The organism is Thalassoglobus neptunius (assembly GCF_007859735.1).
GTDB classification, from domain to species: Bacteria; Planctomycetota; Planctomycetia; order Planctomycetales; family Planctomycetaceae; genus Thalassoglobus; species Thalassoglobus neptunius.
On sequence record NZ_SIHI01000016.1, the window covers coordinates 52,072 to 71,983 of the forward strand.

At 52.2% G+C, this 19,912-nt stretch carries 18 protein-coding genes; 10 read left to right on the forward strand and 8 right to left on the reverse strand.

Translation table 11 applies throughout. From position 1 onward, the window contains the following. The first annotated feature begins 6 nt into the window (after positions 1-6). The gene (locus KOR42_RS17810) at positions 7-1,470 is read left to right on the forward strand and encodes an ABC transporter permease (RefSeq protein WP_231740987.1); all 1,464 of its coding nucleotides are present in this window, start codon (positions 7-9) and stop codon (positions 1,468-1,470) included. Positions 1,471-1,484: 14 nt separating this feature from the next. Here the strand turns inward: KOR42_RS17810 and KOR42_RS17815 are convergent, their stop codons facing one another. From KOR42_RS17815 to KOR42_RS17845, 7 genes are all read right to left on the reverse strand, one after another. Beyond that, entirely contained in the window at positions 1,485-2,906 is a 1,422-nt protein-coding gene (locus KOR42_RS17815) for a M14 family zinc carboxypeptidase (RefSeq protein ID WP_146511202.1), read from the reverse strand. Between the two features lie 109 nt (positions 2,907-3,015). Further along, positions 3,016-3,708, reverse strand: a complete 693-nt coding sequence (locus KOR42_RS17820; RefSeq protein ID WP_146511203.1) for a hypothetical protein — start codon at positions 3,706-3,708, stop codon at positions 3,016-3,018. Between the two features lie 490 nt (positions 3,709-4,198). Beyond that, the gene (locus KOR42_RS17825; RefSeq protein ID WP_146511204.1) at positions 4,199-4,558 is read right to left on the reverse strand and encodes a hypothetical protein; all 360 of its coding nucleotides are present in this window, start codon (positions 4,556-4,558) and stop codon (positions 4,199-4,201) included. Next, positions 4,555-5,847: a DUF3592 domain-containing protein gene (locus KOR42_RS17830; RefSeq protein ID WP_197441312.1), complete on the reverse strand. Its 1,293-nt coding sequence runs from the start codon at positions 5,845-5,847 to the stop codon at positions 4,555-4,557. The genes KOR42_RS17825 and KOR42_RS17830 overlap by 4 nt, the downstream gene beginning before the upstream one ends. Positions 5,848-6,139: 292 nt before the next feature. Further along, positions 6,140-6,655 carry a hypothetical protein gene (locus tag KOR42_RS17835; RefSeq protein ID WP_146511206.1) on the reverse strand — a complete coding sequence of 172 codons (516 nt, stop codon included), beginning with the start codon at positions 6,653-6,655 and terminating at the stop codon, positions 6,140-6,142. Positions 6,656-6,690: 35 nt separating this feature from the next. Next, positions 6,691-7,464 (reverse strand): MBL fold metallo-hydrolase, encoded by a 774-nt coding sequence (locus KOR42_RS17840; protein ID WP_146511207.1) that lies wholly within the window; start codon positions 7,462-7,464, stop codon positions 6,691-6,693. A 286-nt stretch (positions 7,465-7,750) separates the two neighbouring features. Further along, positions 7,751-8,548, reverse strand: a complete 798-nt coding sequence (locus tag KOR42_RS17845) for an HpcH/HpaI aldolase family protein (RefSeq protein WP_146511208.1) — start codon at positions 8,546-8,548, stop codon at positions 7,751-7,753. A gap of 482 nt (positions 8,549-9,030) precedes the next feature. Here KOR42_RS17845 and cimA point away from each other — a divergent pair, with 482 nt between their 5' ends. After that, positions 9,031-10,617 carry a citramalate synthase gene (cimA, locus tag KOR42_RS17850; RefSeq protein ID WP_146511209.1) on the forward strand — a complete coding sequence of 529 codons (1,587 nt, stop codon included), beginning with the start codon at positions 9,031-9,033 and terminating at the stop codon, positions 10,615-10,617. A 310-nt stretch (positions 10,618-10,927) separates the two neighbouring features. On the opposite strand, the gene KOR42_RS17855 is transcribed toward cimA, so the two are convergent. After that, complete coding sequence (locus tag KOR42_RS17855; protein ID WP_146511210.1) at positions 10,928-12,124, reverse strand: amidohydrolase family protein; 1,197 nt, start codon at positions 12,122-12,124, stop codon at positions 10,928-10,930. Between the two features lie 442 nt (positions 12,125-12,566). Between KOR42_RS17855 and tdh the strand changes: the two genes are divergently transcribed. The 8 genes from tdh (at position 12,567) to KOR42_RS17895 (ending at position 19,798) form a co-directional block, all read left to right on the forward strand. Beyond that, positions 12,567-13,598: an L-threonine 3-dehydrogenase gene (gene tdh, locus KOR42_RS17860; protein WP_146511211.1), complete on the forward strand. Its 1,032-nt coding sequence runs from the start codon at positions 12,567-12,569 to the stop codon at positions 13,596-13,598. A gap of 284 nt (positions 13,599-13,882) precedes the next feature. Then, positions 13,883-14,431 carry a 4Fe-4S binding protein gene (locus KOR42_RS17865; RefSeq protein ID WP_146511212.1) on the forward strand — a complete coding sequence of 183 codons (549 nt, stop codon included), beginning with the start codon at positions 13,883-13,885 and terminating at the stop codon, positions 14,429-14,431. Between the two features lie 44 nt (positions 14,432-14,475). Next, a complete protein-coding gene (locus KOR42_RS17870) occupies positions 14,476-15,048 on the forward strand; it encodes an NADH-quinone oxidoreductase subunit A (RefSeq protein WP_146511213.1) in 573 nt (190 codons plus the stop codon). 83 nt (positions 15,049-15,131) lie between these two features. Beyond that, the gene (locus KOR42_RS17875; protein WP_146511214.1) at positions 15,132-15,662 is read left to right on the forward strand and encodes an NADH-quinone oxidoreductase subunit C; all 531 of its coding nucleotides are present in this window, start codon (positions 15,132-15,134) and stop codon (positions 15,660-15,662) included. A gap of 42 nt (positions 15,663-15,704) precedes the next feature. Continuing rightward, positions 15,705-16,952: an NADH-quinone oxidoreductase subunit D gene (locus KOR42_RS17880; protein WP_146511215.1), complete on the forward strand. Its 1,248-nt coding sequence runs from the start codon at positions 15,705-15,707 to the stop codon at positions 16,950-16,952. A 152-nt stretch (positions 16,953-17,104) separates the two neighbouring features. After that, complete coding sequence (locus KOR42_RS17885) at positions 17,105-17,485, forward strand: DUF488 domain-containing protein (protein WP_197441313.1); 381 nt, start codon at positions 17,105-17,107, stop codon at positions 17,483-17,485. Between the two features lie 131 nt (positions 17,486-17,616). Beyond that, complete coding sequence (gene lhgO, locus KOR42_RS17890; protein ID WP_146511216.1) at positions 17,617-18,825, forward strand: L-2-hydroxyglutarate oxidase; 1,209 nt, start codon at positions 17,617-17,619, stop codon at positions 18,823-18,825. Between the two features lie 25 nt (positions 18,826-18,850). Continuing rightward, positions 18,851-19,798: a dihydroorotate dehydrogenase electron transfer subunit gene (locus KOR42_RS17895; protein WP_146511217.1), complete on the forward strand. Its 948-nt coding sequence runs from the start codon at positions 18,851-18,853 to the stop codon at positions 19,796-19,798. Positions 19,799-19,912: the final 114 nt, after the last annotated feature.

Below are 19,912 nucleotides of genomic sequence, written 5' to 3' on the forward strand. Positions count from 1 at the left end.
GCCAGCGTGATTTTGATCCTCCTCTTCCTCATCGCCGCTCATCTCCACGAGTCAACCAGTTCCGCTCCTGGACTCGATTTATTTCGATCCATCGCGTTTCTCGCCATTGCGCTCATCAACCTGGCTGGAGTCGGTCATTTCTGCAATTCGATCACTGAAGAGAAAGAGGAGGGCACGCTCAGTCTTCTTCTTCTCGCCAACATTTCCCCACTGGGAATTCTGCTGGGAAAGTCGACGAATCGAATTCTCTCAGTGATTCTAATCTTCGCCGCCCAGTTTCCATTTGCTTTGCTGGCGGTCACACTCGGTGGAATCACGGTCCTTCAAATTGTGGCCACTTTTCTGGCTTTGTCCGCCCACTTGTTCTTAATCGCCAACCTCAGTTTGCTGATGTCGGTCTGGTCGCGACGGTCACAAGAGGCGGCGGCAGCGATGGTGATGGTGTTGATGATCCTGTATGGGTTTCCATATGCCGTCTACCAAGCTGCCAGGCAAGCCAGAAGAAGCACGATCTTTCAATCTGCAGGTCTCTCAGAATGGTCAGACTGGCTGCTCGACTTGAACGCCCAAATCTCCGTTGTTGATCAGGTTCAACGAATTTTAGGGACAGATGGAGACTATCAATTCTTGAGCTGGCAATTGATCAGTTCATTGATCTTCGGAACGATTGCATTCCTGATTGCGTGGGCAAGTTTCTGTCGCATTATCTGGGCTCCCGACACAGATCGACCGACTCGAATGGACGTGAAGACGCGCTCACGCTGGAAGTCGATATTAATTCCACGTGCCTGGCGTCAGGCCGTGACCTGGAAAGACTATTATTTTATTGCTGGAGGGATTTCCGGACTCATCGCACGAGTTGTCTTCTACAGCATCTCACTACTGATAATGGTGTTTTATCGTCGGAAGATTTATGCACAGATGGAAATCGACGGAGTCCAGCTGTTCCGTGATTTGCTTCTCGTGCTCTTGTGTATCGAGACACTCGTTCTGGCATCGCAGTTTTTTCATACCGAACGAAAGTCCGGAACTCTTCCAACGCTGCTCATGCTCCCACAAACGCCGCTTCGAATTACATGGGAGAAAGCTTTCGGGTGCTTTCTCGGAGTCCTTCCAACGATTGTATTCCTTTTCATCCCCGAATCGTTTCTGCAAGAGCGATACTTCTTTGAATCGTTCGTTCTCACTCCGCGGATGCTCACTTTGATCTGCGGACTTTTGGTGATGGCCCATCTGACCGCACTTTGCTCGCTGATCGTAAAGTGGGGAGCCCTCCCGTTAGCGATCGGGTTAGCGCTCATCGCCGGCGGGCTGTTCGCTCCGTTTATTGCAGTGGCGAAATCGTTGATCCGAAGTGCGGGTGAGGGTGCGCTCGCTGAAGCGAGTCCGATGCTGTACTCGACAGCCATCGTCTGTGGAGCGATTCAATTCGAAATGGTTCGAAGGCTCACAAGAATCGCAGGATCTTAGCGAGTTCCCAACATTTACTGCCCAACAGTGCCCGGTGGAGGAGGCAGTTCGTAGTAACGAGAATCCCCGCCCGCTTCCGATTGAGACGCATTGTTGAAGCGTTCAGGAGTTGGAGGAGGAGGAAGGAACTCCACAAACCCTTTCTTCCCCTGTGGCGATCGCTCTTCCGGAAGAACGTTTTCAGCTGTCGGAACCTCAGTAGCGGGAGGGGCAAGTGGCTCAACCTCGGTCGCTGGAGACTCATCCAGTTGCTGGGTGTGTCCTTCTTTGAGGTTCGTTTCACAGATCACCATCAATTGACGCGGCGTCAATTGCGGGAATCCTGAAGGCGGCAAGTGGACTGTCGCCATTTCGGTTCCTGACCGAATGCTGACAAACTCTTCGAGTGATCCAGCTTTGAATTCTCCTCCAAAACCACCCACATCAACTTGATCGAGACGATCGATTTCGCCACGAAGTCGATCGAGTTTCGAATTCACCAGCACCAGTGGACGAACTCCGATACTCCCACGAATATGAACAACTCGATGGGGACGGAACTCCTTGAGAATTCGCAGCAGATGCTGAGTTTCGACTTCACTTCCCGGATGCGGCCCAGTCAGCCGATTGGGATTGGCAGTAAACCAGGTGGAAGGAAAGTTCCGGTTCAACTCCACTCCGTTATGGTTCGTTCGGACATGGTCGATGAAACCGTCGGGATTGGGAGTTCGAATGATCAGGTACTGTGTCTGGGTACTTCTGATTCCATTTCGAACCTCTTCGGAAAACGAATCGATCAGTTGAATGCTTTCCGGCTCGTTTCCGTAGATGCTGCCAACGACGAGAATTCGAAGCGGCCCACGTCCAACCGGTGTGATTTCAATGGGTCGCCCTGCGGTACTTTGAAGCGGCTTCTCCCAAACGGCGACCACTCGATCTGAGGAATCGACTGAAGATGGGAGGACCATCGCCTCCGGATCAACGATGCTCTTCTGTAACTTGTCCGGAAGGCTATCGATGACGTTCGTCCAATCCTGACTTCCGAGGATGGACGCAGGCGACTGGGAAGTGATCGCGTCTTCGAAGGGCTTTTTCTCTTGAGACGGAATCACCTGTTCAGGAACAACTTTGACAGGTGGGGTGAAGGTGGATGATCGACTCCAGGGTTGAGGCTGTCCCAAATTGATGGGTGGGCCTCCCCGATAAGCGAAGTACCTCTTCACAGGCTCAGCGTTCTGGGAACGCGAAGCAATCCGCTGTTGATTCGAAACCAGTCGAATCGGAGTTTTCAAACTCTGAGCGGCCGACTCGATCGGAACTGCGAGACGTTGAGAATTGCGAGTGCCTTCATGCTGTCCTGCAATCTCAAGGGTTGATGAAACCTGCGAGGAGATCCCAACACATCCCTGGTTGATGAGAACAAGCCCAAGACACAAGCCGAAGGGGAATCGACTCATCTGTCTTCTCGGTTAATCAAATGGCAAAAAAACGATTGGATCTGTCACGAGTCAGTGAAGACTCTGAACGATGCGTCCGCGTGGATGCATCCAGTCCGAATGTGAGTTTTTAAACGGCACTCTCTCCGTGCTCCACGCCGAGTTGCATTTTCAAAGACTCAAAACGGTTCGTGTATTCGTCTGTCGTCGAATGAATATGTTCTGCTTCTGTGACGAATCGAATGGTGTCGCTGGCGAAGAGATGATGGGATTCCAACACCTCAATGAATGGATTCAAATCGTGACCGTACATCATCAGCAATTTGTGTTCGTCGAATTGCACTTCCATCGGAATGCGTGGGTTCAGAATGGCGATCCCGGCGCATCCGTCGTTCAGAAGAACGTCTTCATACTCGTACAAGAGGCTCTTAAGAATCGGTAAATCGATCGACTCACGGTAAAGATCGTCGTGTTTTCCGAGATGGCTGTTGTGGCTGGTTTCCAGGACAACATCAACTTCGTCGCCCAGCGGATCGAGCAGATCGAGAAACAGGTCAAACAGATTCTCGCGTGACTCAGCTGCCATGATCACAGGCACATCGATCTGAGTTTCCGCATCACGGTAGACGTCTTTTCTCCAACCGGCGCTCGGCACCACCTGCAGGTCGAATGCAGGACGAATCGCATCGGTCAGGAGAAAGCTCCCGTAACGGGCGATGTTCAGATGCTGGTCAAGTTGCGTTGACGTAGCAGCTGCCGTCTTGGTTCCCTCACCGCCATCTTCCCGCAGCGAGGTCGCACTACGATGTTGAATGAAACTCATCTGTTGCTCCAAAACGTGTCTGTCGTCCACCCGGCTCTTTAATGCTGAGTCGCTAAAACTCTAGCACTGGAAATTCGCGGTGCGGCGAGGAGACGTTCTGTCACAGAGCTTTTCAGAATTTCCTGAGTGTGATTCTCAGGTCAGTCCAGTAAGCGGAACCCGAGAATCCTGGGAATGACTTCCAGATTTGACGATTATTCGCGAGCAACTCTCGCACTGAGAGGTCGAAGTTCCGCTCGAGTCCCGAGTATCAGTTGCAACCGATGCGAGTCCTACGACCGTCTCAACAGGACAACTCCCGCTTTTCGCAGGAGATCTAAAACCTCAGTGAAGATCGACCACGAATTCCTCTGCTGAGAAACCCGTTTGCCCGAGTGAAGCGTCCACTTCAGAGCATGAATGCATCACATCATGAGCTGTAAAGAGAGGAACTGTTCAGATGCCCTTGCCGTTTAGATCCCGTTGATGAGCGAGCACTAATCGACTCGCTTCAAACAACCACTTCCTCGCCGTTCGGAGCGAGAACGATTTCGCGGCGAAGCGATTCATTATTCGGAAATGCGACAAGTTCTAATGCCCAAACGATCGAAAGAAGTTTTCCCGAGAAGCTGTAAGGTCCCCAGGGAAGAGTGAGCATCACCTCGTGGCTTCCGGTTGGTGAAGATGGCGAGATCTCGACAACTTGAACGACCTTGAGGTCTCGATCGCCTTTGCCTGATGTATTCCAAACCAGCCTCAATTCGAGTGCATCCGGAGTCTCATCGAACTTCCAGCCAACGCGCACAGAAACTTCGACGCCGGGATCAAACCCCTTCTGTTCCGACAAGATCGTGAGTTCGAGTTCGTTCATTCGTGAGGCACCACGCGAATTGGAAACTTCATTTGCACATCAGGCCACAGAGCAATTTCTCCATGCAGCTTGAGCACCCAAATAACTTTATTGTTCGAGCTCGTAAATGAGTGCATTGTGTCAGTGGGAATTGAGACTTCTGTTTCGCCGTTTGAGATCTCACTCGGTGATTCCGTTTCAAAGAGAACTTCCCGGTAAAACTCATTCGTGTCGGTATGTGTATCCGTCCCACGTCGATAGACCGCTTCTTCAGTCCCAACCAGGGACAGAGTCAACTTTCGGACAGATCCAAATCCCCCTTCGAAATGCCAGTTGGCGGTGGCGAAACCACCCAGCGGAATCAGTTGACGACTGAGCACGACAACCGGGCGGGGATTTAATGAGGCCATGAAGGCATAGAGTGCCCCCAAAAGGACTCCGATGCCAACGATCAAGAACGGCATGAGGAACAAGTCCTCGAAACCTTTGAATTTCAGATTGATCCAATCATCGAATCGCTCGGAAGCGATCATGAAGACAATGCCGTTCCAAACAATCCCGAAGGCCAGCAGAACGAAGAACAACATCAGTGGATGGGAGTCTGCCTTCAGCGTGATCGGTCCCGGCTCTTCGAAGAGATCTTCTTCGTCATATTCTGACTGTCCGGGCTTGGTTTCTGACCTCACTAATCCAGATCGAAGCTCAGAACGATCCTCGACATCGAAAGCTCGTTGTGCGTTTGAGTCGGCAAAGGGATCAGACTTCTCAATTTCGCTTTTTCGATTGGAAGCGACAAATGTTCCGATTGCCAACGCAAGCCCGATGACCACAAACACCAGCCCCAACAACCCCATCCATGTAATCTCGGGGGATCCGGTTTTCAAGACTGCTGTTGCTGGATCGTCCGGATCAACAAAGCAGGTCTGTTTGGTCCCGACAATATACTTCTCCGCAATCTCGCGAATTTCATCCGAACTCAATTCGTTCGCCGGTGACAGGCTGAATTGATCGCTTTTGTACTTTTGACCAGCGAAGTCGTATTCAAACTCAATCTCGAGAGAATCGTGACCATCTTCCGGATCATCGACTGCTTGAACAACTTCGCTGCGCTGAATGACGCACGAAGTCTCGACCCATTTCGGGGCGGAGAGAATCTCCATGGCTGGCGCGAGGACCATGGTCCATATGGCTGAGCCGCCGACCAGTACGAAGACCACCGAGATCCACGTCACAACAAATGCGACGAAACACCCGGCTCCCCAGGAATTCTTACCACGGTCGACTGAGAGTGCTCTCTGTTGGTCCGCCATGAATTCCATTCATTTCCAGGACGTGTCTCAAACGAGTTTGCGCCGAATTGCACGCGCAGTAAATACGAAATCTCGAAGCGAACGGTTCAAGCAAACTCACCGGAAAGAACAAGTTCTCTTTCCCGAATCATGACAATGAGTTCATGACTCTGATTTGCCTGAAAATGAGTTGCCTGACTTTCGAAACGGTAGTGCCTGAGTCGAAATCAGTGGCTGCCAGCACACGAATTTGAATCGGCCGTATTGAGGATTCCCAAGGCGATCAAGAACAACACCTACATCGGGCGAGTTTCTATTCGACACTTTCAGTGCTTGGGGATTCGGAAGTTTTGGAGTCGTCATCAGCGGATTGTCGCTCGATACTCCCCCACATGTGCCCTCCGACTTTTCCGTGATACCAGCTTCCGGCATAACGATCTTTGTAGAACATGACCCTCGCCGTGAAGCCTTCTCCCATGAGGGGAATCTTGAGATCCGTCACCTGAAGGACGGGTGTATCTCCAGCCCAGATCACCTGAACCGGAACCGGCACGGGAAGATCATACTTGCCGTAAGTAATCCGAGCCTGAACGATCCAGTTGTCGTCGCCGGTCTTTGTTACGGATTGAATGGCGTATCGTTCAGGCTTCGGCGTTCGGTCGCTTCTTCCATCCACACTGAACTGACCGACCAGAACCGATTCCGTCATTTGCTCAACAAACGCCTGTTCAGCCTCAGTCAGTTCTGGGCGAACTGCATCCTGAGCTGCTGAGATGCTTGCAAACGCCGAGAACAGCAAACACGTGAACACCTGAGCGAAAGCTTTCATTTTCAACTCCTTCGGGCTCTCTTGATAGGTTCTCATTATCCCTGAGCGAGTTCTTCATCCCATTCATCGAGCAGCGGCCAGTCGACAGCACACGTTCCGAAATCGGCCATGTGCTGATAACCTTCCAAACGGTCGATGGTCGCTTGAATCATTGCGTTGTCCTTGCGGAAGTTTGGACCATGACTCGGGAGCAACCATTCGACGTCGCTTTTCTGAATCCTCTTGAGAGATCGGATGAATGCAGGAATATCCGAACCGTGATGCGCGTCAATGTTTCCAACACACCCGTCACGATAGATATTGTCTCCCGACAGAAGCAGATTGTTCAGGCGGAAGGAAAGTTGAGCGGGCGCGTGGCCCGGTGTGTGCCAGACGTCCAGATTGAGACCGCCAATCGTGAGCGTGTCTCCTTCTTGAATGGTTTCGTCGCAATCCACCTTCGGGAGGTCGATGGAAATCCCCTGAGCGGTGATCTCTGCGTAGGTCATGATTCTCTCACCTTCGGAGAGAAGCTTTGCCGCATGAGAATGCCCGACAACCTTGGCTTGCGGCATGACTTCTTTCGCACGCTTCAACCCCTGGATGTGGTCAACATCTGCATGGGTGGCGACCAAGTATTTGCATTGCGATAGCGGAAAATCCATCTGACGAATCATCTCGATGATGTCATTCAGAGTATCTTCGTATCCAATATCAATCAGTCCCCACTCATCGGCATCAAACACCAGATAGACGCAACATCCCAGTTGGCGACGTGCCTGGTGATTCATTTCAATGACATTCGGGAACAACTCTCTCCGCTGAAGCATGCCAGGTATTTCCTCTTTCCGTGAACTACCGCTTCTCCTCCCCGGAGATTGGTAGCACGTTTAATTAAATGACGACAGATTTTCTCGTTCAGCATCAACCCGCATTCTGTGAATGCGCGGAATGGAAAATTTCTCCCAAGACCTGTCCGAAGCGAATTGCTTCACGTCAGGAACCTGGGTGAACGATCCTTGGTGAACGATTCTGTCTCGACTGAGTTGATGTTTCGGCTGAGCTGATCAAATGTTGCTGACGACTCGATCACTCTCATTCCAGTTTCATAATTGCTTAGTACCGTGCGAGGTCTCCCGTTTCGCTGGTCAGGTTGAGATCTGCAACAAGACTCTGAGCTTGCGTTAGCATCATTTTCAATTCGCTGGCGATGGCCAGGAACTGCCAACCCTGTTCCACGCGTTCGTTCACGTCGTCGATCGTCTGGACGTGAAGTCCAACTGGAGTTCCAGCTTTCTGCCCCGCTTCCAGAATTCGGCCGAGCATCGCTTCAATTTGCTCTGTAGTCGGGTCCAGTCCGTCCGTTCCTCTCATTTGGGCTCGCAAATCATTCGGACCGACAAAGATCGCATCGACACCCTCGAGCGAATAAATCTCATCGGCGTTCTCAACGCCTTCCGGTGACTCCGTCTGCAGAACAACAAGAATCTCATCATTCGCTTTCGCGAAATACTCACCGGCGGAGGCGTCAAAGTTCAGAGCGTGCGTTGCCCCTCCAACCGATCGATTCCCCGTTGGCGGATACTTCGCAGCTGCGATGGCTTCCCGAGCCTGTTGAACGGTATTGACCATCGGGACAATGATTCCGTGTGCTCCAGCATCGAGCACTCGTTTAATGTGATCGTGTCGCCCCTCCGGAACTCGGGCGAGGGGAACACAGCCTGCATCTGCAATGACTCCAAACAAAGTCGCCGCTTGATTCCAATCGATAGGTGAATGTTCCAGATCAACGGTCAACCACGGAAATCCAACACGAGCGAGCATTCGCGTTGCAGTGATATCTCCCAGACTCAACCAGGTTCCGATTTGAGGCTGACCTTCTCTTAGCGCAGACTTCACTGGATTCTTTTTCATCGAAAGCGATCAATTCAGGAAAGGTGGATGAATGAAACAAGAGCATCGGGAGACCTTCCCGACATGTCAAATGAAAGATCAGGCAGAGAACGTGAAGTTCGCGAGACCTCCTGATGAATTCTGACATCCTCCGCTGTGTTTGTCACCGTTCCGGACTCAGATTCACGATACTGGAAGAACTCTTCGCACACAGCAGAACATGATATTTTCCAAGATTTCATCATTGACGAACGCGGCCGTCATGAAATATCGTAGGATGCCTACGCTAAATCAGTAGACTCATTCTCAATGAAAAACCTCTCCCAAATTATTGCTTGTCCAAAAATCGCATCCATTTGCGATTCGTTGATTATTTCACCAGTGACAAGGATCTGAGGAGAGTTTCATAGACTTTCAACCCCTCGGATCGGTTCGATTCGAGGGGTTTTTTTTATTGGGATATTCCCCCAGACAGCCCCAGCGAAAATAGCACGGAAAACCTTATGTACGTTCAATTGTATGACACAACCTTGCGCGATGGCAGCCAGGGAGAAGGCGTCAACTTTTCGCTGCAAGACAAGTTGATGATCACCAAAAAGCTGGACGAAATGGGGTTTGACTACATTGAAGGAGGCTACCCGCTCTCGAACGAGAAAGACTTCGAGTATTTTCAGAAGGTGCAGGAACTCAATCTCAAACATGCCAAGGTTTGCGCTTTCGGCATGACACGACGCCGCGGAGTCGACGCTTCCGAAGACGTCGGAATGCGAGCGCTGGTCGACTCGAAAGCTCCCGTTTGCACAGTCGTCGGAAAAACATGGGATCTTCACGTCACCGAAGTCCTGCGAGTGGATCTCGAGGAAAATATCTCGATGATCCGCGATTCGGTGAGCTATCTCGTCTCAGAAGGACGGGAAGTCATTTACGACGCAGAACACTTCTTTGACGGCTACACTGCCAATCCGGAATACGCTCTTCAAACAATTCTTGCAGCCCAGGAAGCGGGTGCGAATCTGATTGTTTGTTGCGACACCAACGGCGGAAGCTTGCCGGAGAGACTCGTCCGAATCCTGAATGAAGTCCGAAACAAAGTCACCACTGACTTGGGAATCCATTGCCACAACGATAGTGATGTCGCTGTCGCCAACTCTCTGGCAGCAATTGATGCGGGCATCGTTCAGGTTCAGGGAACCATCAACGGGATCGGCGAGCGGTGCGGCAATGCAGACCTCATCAGCGTTGCAGCAAATTTGGCGTTGAAATACGACGACCACGAAGTCCTCACTCAAGGGAACGGGATCTCTCACCTCACCGAACTGTCTCGCTATGTTTACGAACTGGCGAACATGAACTTCCGCGTCAATCAGGCATTTGTCGGACGAAGTGCGTTCGCCCACAAAGGAGGAATGCACGTTCATGCGGTCAACCGAATTGCTCACAGCTACGAACACATCGACCCGGAAACCGTTGGAAACGAACGCCGAATTCTCGTCAGTGAGTTGTCTGGCCGGTCCAACATCGTCGCCATGACAACGAAGTACAAACTCGACCATGACCAGCAACTCATGACTCAAATCCTCGAGCGAGTTCAGGAACTCGAGAACGAGGGCTATCAATTTGAAGCTGCGGAAGCTTCGTTTGATCTTCTGGTCAAGAAACTGGCTGGAACCTACGAACCGAAATTTCAGCGTATTCACTATCGAGTCAACGTCGAAACGGCTGGCCAAACCGATCCGCTGACCGAGGCAACCATCAAACTCACCATCGATGGAGATGGTCCAGTTCGCCATGAAGTCGGCGAAGGAGATGGACCGGTGAATGCCCTCGATACCGCTCTCAGAAAAGCTCTGTTGCCGACCTATCCGAACCTGAAAGGGATGAACCTCGTTGACTACAAAGTCCGCGTGATCAACTCCACGCAAGGAACTGCGGCAAGTGTTCGTGTTGTCATCGAAAGTAAAGATGAGAATGATGTCTGGAGCACTGTTGGCGTGAGCGAAAACATCATCGAGGCAAGCTGGCTGGCGCTTGTGGACGCCATCGAATACAAGCTCTTCAAGGATGACGGAGACGTCAAACACAGCGTTTGATCACGGTCACAGCTTCGACGACAGATTCGATGGCAGAGTGGCCAAGGTGAGGGCTTTGCGGTACTTTTCCTGCCGATGAGGGACCATTGCGTCAGGAGAAACACCATTGTCCACGAGACTTCACAGCACCGTTGCTGATGGAGTCGCAGCAGAGCGTGTTGATTTTACGCATCCACTTCGCTTGAATTGTCAGACAGGGTTTCTGTCGAATCGACTCGCGCAAGTCGCGCAGTCAGATTCGAACCACTCGCGAATGCGGCCGATCGAGATTCTGAGAGACGTTCCTGAAACGTCCAAGTTGCTCGATCGCTTACCGCTGTGCCGGACCGTTTGCGCTCGCACGGTCCGGCCATTTTGAGAGTGCCTCAGAGACTCCGGGAATCACCCTCGCGGCGTTCTTGTAGTACACCTTTTCAAGCACGCTGTCCGGCAGCCCAATTCCGTAGATGTTCCACAATCCTTGAGGCGGAAACGGATTGTCCTCGTAAGGAAAGTTTTCGTCCCATGTTTCGAGAAATCGAAAGTGGGGAATCAACTCGGACATGGGAGGGACCCCGTCGGTCCCAAACATGATTCGATCGGAATACTTCAGAAAGAATTTTCGGGCTGAGTACGGTTGTCGTCCCAATTCGGCAACGCGAGCGGCAATCTCCACCTGCATGTTCGGCAATGCGTCGAGATAGCTTCCGAGCGTTTTGAGATCCTCGGGAATGTCGCCCATGTGCGCACAAATAAACGTCGTCTCCGGATGACGGGCAATCACTCGATTGCGGGCTTCCATCAACTCCTGATGAGTCGGAAACTCCTCACCGTAAAAACTCCATTCAGGGTGCCGATAAAGTTCTTCCCACCGTTCGTTGTACTCATTCGTCGGGCTGAAGAACGCGACCGGATCAGCACAATGCCACAGAACTGGAACTCCTAATTCCCCAGCCCGCGTCCAAATGGGATCAAGGCGACGATCATCCGGAGGGATCAAATTGCCGTCGAGATCTTTGAGGTACAGCCCCAGATTCTTCCACACTTTCAGCCCGCTCGCTCCCTGCCGCACAGCCTCCGTGAGTTGATCAGCCATCCGCACTCCGTAGCCCTTTTGATGAACATCCCACGTCGCGGGATCGTCTTCATCGCCGTCCCCGATGTAGTCGATGCGCACGAAAACGACGAAACGATTCGGGTGAGTTTGCTTAAGAAAATGGATGTGATCCGCAAACTTCGGCCCCGCCGGTCCATCCAGACTGACGCTGACGGCGATGTTGGCCTCATCCATTGTTTCGACCATGGCATTGAGTTCTTCAACCGACAACTTGCCCGGATGAGAGTGCACATTCACACAAGGGAATTTGGCCGACCGCAATATGTTTTCGTCAACTTTCAGTACCGGAGTCGGACGAAACTCGTCGAGGTAAATTCGTCGAGGAGAATCACCACTGACGTCCTGAGCGGGGAGTGAAGAACCAATCCCCAAACACGCCACGCAAAGAAATAAGAGGGAACGATATGCCATTGGCGGGAATGTGCTCTTCACGGCGAACTCAACAATCTCTTTACGAACAAGCTGATGAAACGATTCTGACCGAACGGACTCACTCTAGCCACGGACACCGCAGGTGTGAACCGCTCGCGATTCCCCCGTGTCCGCAACCTGTCCGAAAATGAAGATGTCGAGAGAAAGCGGCAAAGATTGATCGCACAAACTCAATCGCCGTGGGTGAATCTTCGACGCTGTTCCTGACAACTCAATTCATCGAAGCGAAAGCTAATCAGCACGTGAATGAAACGTCGTCAAGCAGTTGAGATGTGAACAACTGTCGATACATACGACATCTCTGATCACATCGAATTCAGAATTGCAGACTCTCTCTATTGCCGGTGTCCCTCGCTACAATCACGTTGGCGGTGCCCCGTTTCCATCTCGTTGACCAATCCGAAATTGCGTTGAGAATTCAATGAAAGCGCTGGTAAAAAGTCGATCAGAAGTTGGGTTGTGGCTGGAAGATGTTCAGATGCCAAATGTCGGAATCAATGATGTTCTCATCCGCGTCGAGAAGACCGGAATCTGCGGAACTGATCTCCACATCTACAATTGGGATGAGTGGGCGAGCCAGACGATTCCCGTCCCGATGGTTGTCGGCCACGAATTCGTTGGCGAAATCATCGAAGTTGGCGACAACGTCAAGGACTTTTACCCCGGCGAGATTGTCAGCGGCGAAGGTCATGTTGTCTGCGGCCACTGTCGAAACTGCCTGGCAGGGCGCCGACATCTCTGTGCCGATACGTCGGGCATTGGCGTGAATCGCCCCGGAGCGTTTGCGGAATACATTTCCATTCCCCAAACGAATGTCTGGCATCACGCTGACGACATTGACCGCGAAGTCGCTTCCATCTTCGACCCATACGGAAACGCCGTTCACACAGCTCTGTCATTCGATGTGCTGGGGGAAGATGTTTTGATCACCGGAGCAGGCCCCATCGGATGTATGGCAGCTGCCGTCTGTCAATACGCCGGAGCGAGGTTTGTTGTCGTCACAGATGTGAATCCGTGGCGTCTCGATCTCGCCAAGAAACTCGGAGCGACAAGAGTCGTCGATGTTCGATCCGAACGAATTCACGATGTTCAGGAAGAACTCGGAATGAAGGAGGGCTTTGACGTCGGCCTGGAAATGTCCGGGAACGAATCAGCCTTCCGTGAGATGCTGGAAAATATGTGCCACGGCGGGAAAATCGCCATGCTCGGGATTCCGCCCCGTCCGATTGAAATCGACTGGAATACCGTGATCTTCAATATGTTGACGATCAAAGGCATCTATGGCCGCGAAATGTACGAAACGTGGTACAAGATGACGGTCATGCTGCAGGGGGGGCTCGACCTCTCTCCGGTCATCACTCACCGTTTTGGGGCAGATGAATTCCAGAAGGGTTTTGACGTCATGAATTCCGGACAATCCGGAAAAGTCATCCTCGACTGGACGGTTTTCTAACGAAAAACCCTGAGTTTCCCAGGTTCCGACGCTGGACAACTCCCGACTTCGGGAATGCCAGAACCTGCTTCAGACTGATCGGTTGCGGGGAACGTCGGCCCACCTATAATGCCTCACAGCGAATGAGTTACGGTTGACTGCACGCACGTGCGAATTTGATTGCGACTCAGTTGATGACGATTCCGTGTTCAACTTCGGAACAATCGATCGACGGTCAGCCAATTCGCATTCAGCACAGATGAGCTGTGACTTTCCATCGAGAACGCCCAACAGGTCAATGGATCATGTTTGACTGGTTCCGCAACGTCTGGATTGCTGTTTCGACAGTGATCAAGGGAATGTGGGTCACCCTCTTTACGATGGGGAAGACCTACCAGCGAAAAGCCTTTGCTGAAATTTACGAATATCCGGAGACTCCGGTTCCGGTGAAAGCTCGTTATCGCGGGTTTCACCGCTTTGACCTGACGACCTGTATCGGATGTGAAAAGTGTGCAGCTGCCTGCCCTGTTGACTGCATCTATATCGAAAAAGAGAAAAGCCCGGTTGGCAAAGGCTTTCGAATCGACGGGTTCACCATCGATTACACAAAATGCATGTTCTGTGCACTCTGTGTGGAACCTTGTCCAGTTGACTGCATTTTCATGGGCTCCAACCACGATCTCAGCTGCTACAGCCGTGACGGTTGCGTTGTCGACTACGCAAAACTCCCCCTCGAAACAGCTTGGGGACAGGCCACACTGAATCCAACTTCGGTTTCCGAATCGAAGGTTCTCTACGAACCAGTCTGGGTGAAGGGTGAGCCAAGCCCGTTTGAATACTCCGAAGCGGAATAGTTGACGAAACGACCCGTCTGTTCATTCAGAATTGTAGCTTTTCCATGACTGACCTCCTCGTTCACTTCATTCTCTTCATCATTGCGGGTGCTGTACTCGTGGCGGCCCCAATGTTGATCGGTCGGCTCGTCCGTCCCAATCTCCCAACGCCCGAAAAAGATGCCGTCTACGAGTGCGGTGAACCGACGATTGGATCAAGCTACGTTCAGTTTGATATCCGCTTTTACGTCGTCGCACTCCTCTTCATCATTTTCGATGTCGAAGTCGTTTTCTTCTTCCCGTGGGCGACAGTCTTCGGGGGAGTGACACAACTGGCAGACACGCGTCTCACTGAGGCCGCTCGCACCAATCTCTCCGACAAGCTCTTGAATCTTGAGCCCGGAACGACAACAGCGGAAACTGCAATTGCCGCATCCGATGCACTTCGCATCGCCTGGACCGGATTCGCGGACATCCTCGTCTTCTTCGGAGTCCTGCTGGTCGGATTCGCTTACGTCTGGCGACGCGGCGATCTCGACTGGGTTCGAGCAATGGTCAATCAGGCGAAAATCGCCCGAGCACAGGGGCGTAAGAATTCACAGAACGAACCTCGTGTGGATTCACAACTCGCTTCCTGAATTCGTCGAACCTCCTTTTGAATTCTGAGCCCAAGCAAATACTCAGATCCAACTCGCTCCAGCAGCTATTGCAGACAGAAATCATGACGCCACAAGAAATTCATCAGTCGCTGATCGATCGATTCGGAGAAGAGGTGATTCTCGGCTTCGAATCCTCTGCGAAAGATCCATGGATCGAAGTCGCTGCACAACACATCGCTGAAGTGGGTCAATTCGTTAAGAGTGATCCGTCACTCAAGCTCGACATGCTCTGCGACCTCAGCGGCGTCGACTATCTTGAACCGAACGAGAAACAGGCGAAGAAGTTTCCCTTCGACCCTCACCTCGAAGTCGTCTACCACCTGCTGAGCATTGAACACAACCACAAGATCACCCTGAAGGTGAAACTGCCTCGCTGGAAGGATGACCAAGCGGGTCAACTTCCAAGCGTTCCTTCTGTTTCCGGAGTCTGGGCGATCGCAGACTGGCACGAACGCGAAGCTTACGACCTCGTCGGGATCTTCTTCGAAGGCCATCCGAATCTGGTCCGAATTCTCTGCCCCGATGACTGGGAAGGCCACCCACTTCGTAAAGACTACGAGTTCCCATTGGAATATCACGGCATCCGAGGCTAGTCACAGCCCCGCGTTTCCGATGCAGCTATTTTGAGAGAAGACATGGCAACCCAGCTTGAAGATCAACGAATCATCGAATTTGATGTTCGAACCGACGAAATGCTCGTCAACATGGGACCGCAACACCCCAGTACGCACGGCGTGTTGCGTTTGCTGCTCCGCACAGATGGCGAAGTCGTCTACGAAGTCACGCCGCACATCGGATACCTCCATCGCTGTGCTGAGAAGATTGGCGAAAACCTGACCGGTCCTCAGTGGATTCCCTACACGGACCGCATGGATTACCTCGCCGGGATGAACATGAATCTCGGGATGTCGCTGACATTCGAGAAACTTCTGGGGATCGAACTTCCCGAAAAAGCTCAGAATCTGCGAGTCATCATCGCTGAACTCGGTCGAATCGCCAGCCACCTCGTTGGCATGGGCGCCTACGGTCTCGACCTCGGAAGCTTCAGTCCGTTCCTTTACGCCTTTCGTGAACGCGAGATCATTCTCGACCTGTTCGAAGAAGTGTGCGGGGCGCGACTGACTTACAGCTACATCACCATCGGGGGGGCAACTCACGACCTTCCCAAAAACATCCAGATCCCATCAGGTTTGGCAGCCTTGACCGGCAAAGACCCGAACTTGACTCTTCGCTGGTCCGACGCCGTCTTGCTTTTCCTTGAATGGCTGGAGAAACGGATTGTTGAGTATCACACACTGCTGACCCGAAACTCGATCTTCATCAAACGAACTGCCGGACTCGGGATTCTGAGCCCGGAAATGGCTGTCGATTACGGTTGCACAGGTCCTGTTCTTCGTGGAAGTGGCATTCAACGCGACCTTCGCCGCGACGGTGATCCCATTTACACCCAGATGTACGACGGATACGTCTTCGACGTCATCAGCGCCCCGTTTGAAGGTGTTTCCGGAATCCCGAAAGAAGTCGTTCTCGGCGACAACTGGTGTCGCTTCTTTGTGCGAATGCTGGAAGTGATCGAATCGATCAAGCTCGTCCGCCAGGGATTGGAAAAGTATCCAACCGCGGAGGGGGATTTCCGCGTTCCTTACAAGATGACGACCAAGCTGCCGGTTGACGAATGCTATCTCGAAACCGAATGTCCACGTGGTTGGATGGGCTTCTACATCGTCGGCGACGGACAGGCCGAACCAATGAGAGCTCGTGCCAAGAGTTCCTGCTACTGCAATCTCTCAATCACCGGCCCACTATGCGAAGGTGTGCTCCTGGCTGACATTCCATCGATTGTCGGATCGCTCGACATCGTGATGGGTGAGATCGACCGCTAGGGAACCTCGCAGAGTGTTCTTGAGATTTTCGAAGCGATTTCAGCATTCGCCATCGACGGTGGTGTCTGCTGATCTCCTGTTGGAGGAGTGCGTTTCAATTTCGGTCCGTCGCAGGATGGCATCAAGCTCACTTTAATTCATGCGAGCGAGCGATGGGAATCACGATTCGGGTCAAACGAATCTACGACGACGCTTCCCGCTCTGACGGTTTTCGAATTCTTGTCGACCGTCTCTGGCCTCGGGGAGTTTCCAAGGAAGCTGCAAGAATTGATCTCTGGGCCAAATCCTGGTGCCCCTCTCATGATCTTCGAAAATGGTTCCATCAGAATCCGTCACAGGAAGACGAGTTAGCCGAACGGTATCGGGCTGAGCTTCTCGAAAACATCGACGAAGTTCAGTCGTTAATGGAATCCCTGAAAGACCAGGAAGTTCTGACTCTCGTGACAAGCACCAAAGACCTCGAGAAAAGACACACAGCGGTTTTGAAAAGATTCCTTGTGACACGTTGGCCAACTCGCGAAAGTATGGACTGACTGAAAGAACTGGCGACTCGCTGACGAACTGTTGGTCGAACTGAGAGAACGACGAAGTCTCAAAGACTTCGCACCGTGAAATCTGTTTTGAGTCGCGTGTCTCCTGTCGGAAATTGAAAGAGGTCGACGCTGTGCAGAAATGTGATGTTGCTATCGTCGGAGGTGGGATCGTCGGCCTGGCGACTGCCTTCGAATTGATGCAACGCTTTCCGAAAAAAAGGATCGTGATCCTCGAGAAAGAATCACAAATCGCGATGCACCAGTCTGGACACAACTCCGGAGTGCTTCATTCGGGAATCTACTACAAACCGGGAACCTACCGCGCCAAGAACTGCCGTGACGCCAAACTGGCGATGCAGAAGTTTTGTGACGAAGAAGGAATTCCCTACGAGCTGTGCGGAAAAGTGATCGTCGCTACAGACGACAGCGAAACAGAACGTCTTCAGGACATCTACGAACGGGGAATCGCCAACGGTGTGAACTGCGAAATCATTGACCGTTCCCGACTACTCGAGATCGAACCTCATGCTGCGGGAGTCCGGGCGATTCATGTTCCGGAAGCAGGAATTGTCGACTACCGACTGGTCTGTGAACGTCTTGCCAAAAGGCTGACAGAAGCGGGACATCGCATCTGGTTGAATGCAGAAGTCACTGCGATTCGACAGGAACCCTCTCAAGTCATCATCGTTTCAAGCCAGGGAGAATTGTCGGCAGACTTTCTCGTGACATGTGGCGGATTGTGGGCAGACCGTTTGATTTCACTCTCCCATCAGCGACCGGAAGCTCCCATCGTTCCGTTTCGTGGTGAGTATTTCTATCTCACTCCCGACGCGGAGCATCTGTGTCGGGGACTCATCTATCCGGTTCCCGATCCGAAATTTCCGTTTCTCGGCGTCCACTTCACCAAAACGATTCACGGAGGAGTTGAATGCGGGCCGAACGCGGTTTTCGCTTTCGCGCGGGATGGATATCGGAAAGTTGATGTCAGACTGCGTGACCTCTCCCAATCGCTCTCCCATATTGGATTTCTCAAGCTCGCTGCCCGAAACTGGAAGGCAGGGCTCGACGAAATGTGGCGATCGTGGAACAAGTCCGCATTCGTCACTGCTCTGCAAAAACTGATTCCAGACATTCAAAAAGAACACTTGATTGCAGCTCCAGCCGGTGTCCGCGCTCAGGCACTTGGTCGCGATGGAATGCTTCTCGATGACTTCCTGTTTCAGGAGTCGGATCGAATTGTCCATGTTGGAAACGCGCCCTCTCCGGCCGCGACCTCTTCCTTGAATATCGGTAGACTGATCGTCGACAAACTCAGCTCAAAAAACGCCTTCTCAACCTGACGTCTCGGGCACAAGAGAACAATCCATGAATCGTGACAATTCCAACGTCGAACCTCACTCCTGTGAAGAGATCTCTCTTCCCGGTCAAATCGAGTTCGCCAGGCAACACACCGGGAAGATTTTGTCTCAGCGAGTGCTCGCGGACAAAACATTCGCAATCCGTATCGATGCTCGCGAACTGGCTGAGGCAATCACTCCAGGACAGTTCTTCATGATCCGGCCTGAGCGCGGAACAGACCCGCTGCTCGGCCGCCCGTTCGCGCTGTACGACACGATTGTCGACGATCAGGGAATGCCTGTGGCTCTCGAGTTTGCCTATCACGTCGTCGGCAAGATGACCAATCTGATGAGCGAATGGGAAAGCGGAGAGAATGTCGTCGTCTGGGGACCGCTGGGGAATGGATTTCCGTTTTACGAAGGGAATCACCTTCTGTGTGTCGGCGGAGGAATTGGATACACACCATTTCTCGGCGTGTCACGGGAAACGCTCGGTACTCGGCTTTATGGAGATTCCTCAAAGAGTTCTCGCGCGACACGCGAGTCAGCCAATCCAGAACGACGGGTGACTCTGTGCTATGGAGCGCAAAGTCAGCGCTATCTCGCCGATCTGTCAGACTTCGATGACTTCGACAGTTCCCGTTTCCGTATTCAGATTTCGACGGACGATGGCTCAGCCGGTCATCACGGATTTGTCACAGATCTTGTCGCGCAAAATCTTTCGGCTCAAGGGAATGATCGTCCCGATGGAGTCTACTGCTGTGGACCCGAACGGATGATGGCTGCCGTCGCCAGTATTTGTCAGGCAGAAAACGTTCCTTGCTGGCTCTCGCTCGAGACTCCAATGGCTTGCGGCTTCGGAGCCTGTTTCAGCTGTGTGACCAAAGTCGTCACCGATGATGGATGGGACTATCGACGGACCTGTATCGAAGGTCCGGTCTTTCCAGCAGAGAGCCTCGCCTTTCAGGAGAACTGATTGCGAGGATTAAATGAGTCACTCAACTTCGTTGAGTCGTACACGTTCTTCGGGGCAATTCTTCAATCGCTGCGACCGCTTCAATCTGAAATCGACCAACGACGCGATTCAGGG

What these genes read in the sequence shown, in the direction of transcription:
- KOR42_RS17815 (WP_146511202.1), bottom strand. Translation starts at nt 2,906, where the DNA reads ATGAGTCGATTCCCCTTCGGCTTGTGTCTTGGGCTTGTTCTCATCAAC.
- KOR42_RS17820 (WP_146511203.1), bottom strand. Translation starts at nt 3,708, where the DNA reads ATGAGTTTCATTCAACATCGTAGTGCGACCTCGCTGCGGGAAGATGGC.
- KOR42_RS17825 (WP_146511204.1), bottom strand. Translation starts at nt 4,558, where the DNA reads ATGAACGAACTCGAACTCACGATCTTGTCGGAACAGAAGGGGTTTGAT.
- KOR42_RS17830 (WP_197441312.1), bottom strand. Translation starts at nt 5,847, where the DNA reads ATGGCGGACCAACAGAGAGCACTCTCAGTCGACCGTGGTAAGAATTCC.
- KOR42_RS17835 (WP_146511206.1), bottom strand. Translation starts at nt 6,655, where the DNA reads ATGAAAGCTTTCGCTCAGGTGTTCACGTGTTTGCTGTTCTCGGCGTTT.
- KOR42_RS17840 (WP_146511207.1), bottom strand. Translation starts at nt 7,464, where the DNA reads ATGCTTCAGCGGAGAGAGTTGTTCCCGAATGTCATTGAAATGAATCAC.
- KOR42_RS17845 (WP_146511208.1), bottom strand. Translation starts at nt 8,548, where the DNA reads ATGAAAAAGAATCCAGTGAAGTCTGCGCTAAGAGAAGGTCAGCCTCAA.
- cimA (WP_146511209.1), top strand. Translation starts at nt 9,031, where the DNA reads ATGTACGTTCAATTGTATGACACAACCTTGCGCGATGGCAGCCAGGGA.
- KOR42_RS17855 (WP_146511210.1), bottom strand. Translation starts at nt 12,124, where the DNA reads ATGGCATATCGTTCCCTCTTATTTCTTTGCGTGGCGTGTTTGGGGATT.
- tdh (WP_146511211.1), top strand. Translation starts at nt 12,567, where the DNA reads ATGAAAGCGCTGGTAAAAAGTCGATCAGAAGTTGGGTTGTGGCTGGAA.
- KOR42_RS17865 (WP_146511212.1), top strand. Translation starts at nt 13,883, where the DNA reads ATGTTTGACTGGTTCCGCAACGTCTGGATTGCTGTTTCGACAGTGATC.
- KOR42_RS17870 (WP_146511213.1), top strand. Translation starts at nt 14,476, where the DNA reads ATGACTGACCTCCTCGTTCACTTCATTCTCTTCATCATTGCGGGTGCT.
- KOR42_RS17875 (WP_146511214.1), top strand. Translation starts at nt 15,132, where the DNA reads ATGACGCCACAAGAAATTCATCAGTCGCTGATCGATCGATTCGGAGAA.
- KOR42_RS17880 (WP_146511215.1), top strand. Translation starts at nt 15,705, where the DNA reads ATGGCAACCCAGCTTGAAGATCAACGAATCATCGAATTTGATGTTCGA.
- KOR42_RS17885 (WP_197441313.1), top strand. Translation starts at nt 17,105, where the DNA reads ATGGGAATCACGATTCGGGTCAAACGAATCTACGACGACGCTTCCCGC.
- KOR42_RS17895 (WP_146511217.1), top strand. Translation starts at nt 18,851, where the DNA reads ATGAATCGTGACAATTCCAACGTCGAACCTCACTCCTGTGAAGAGATC.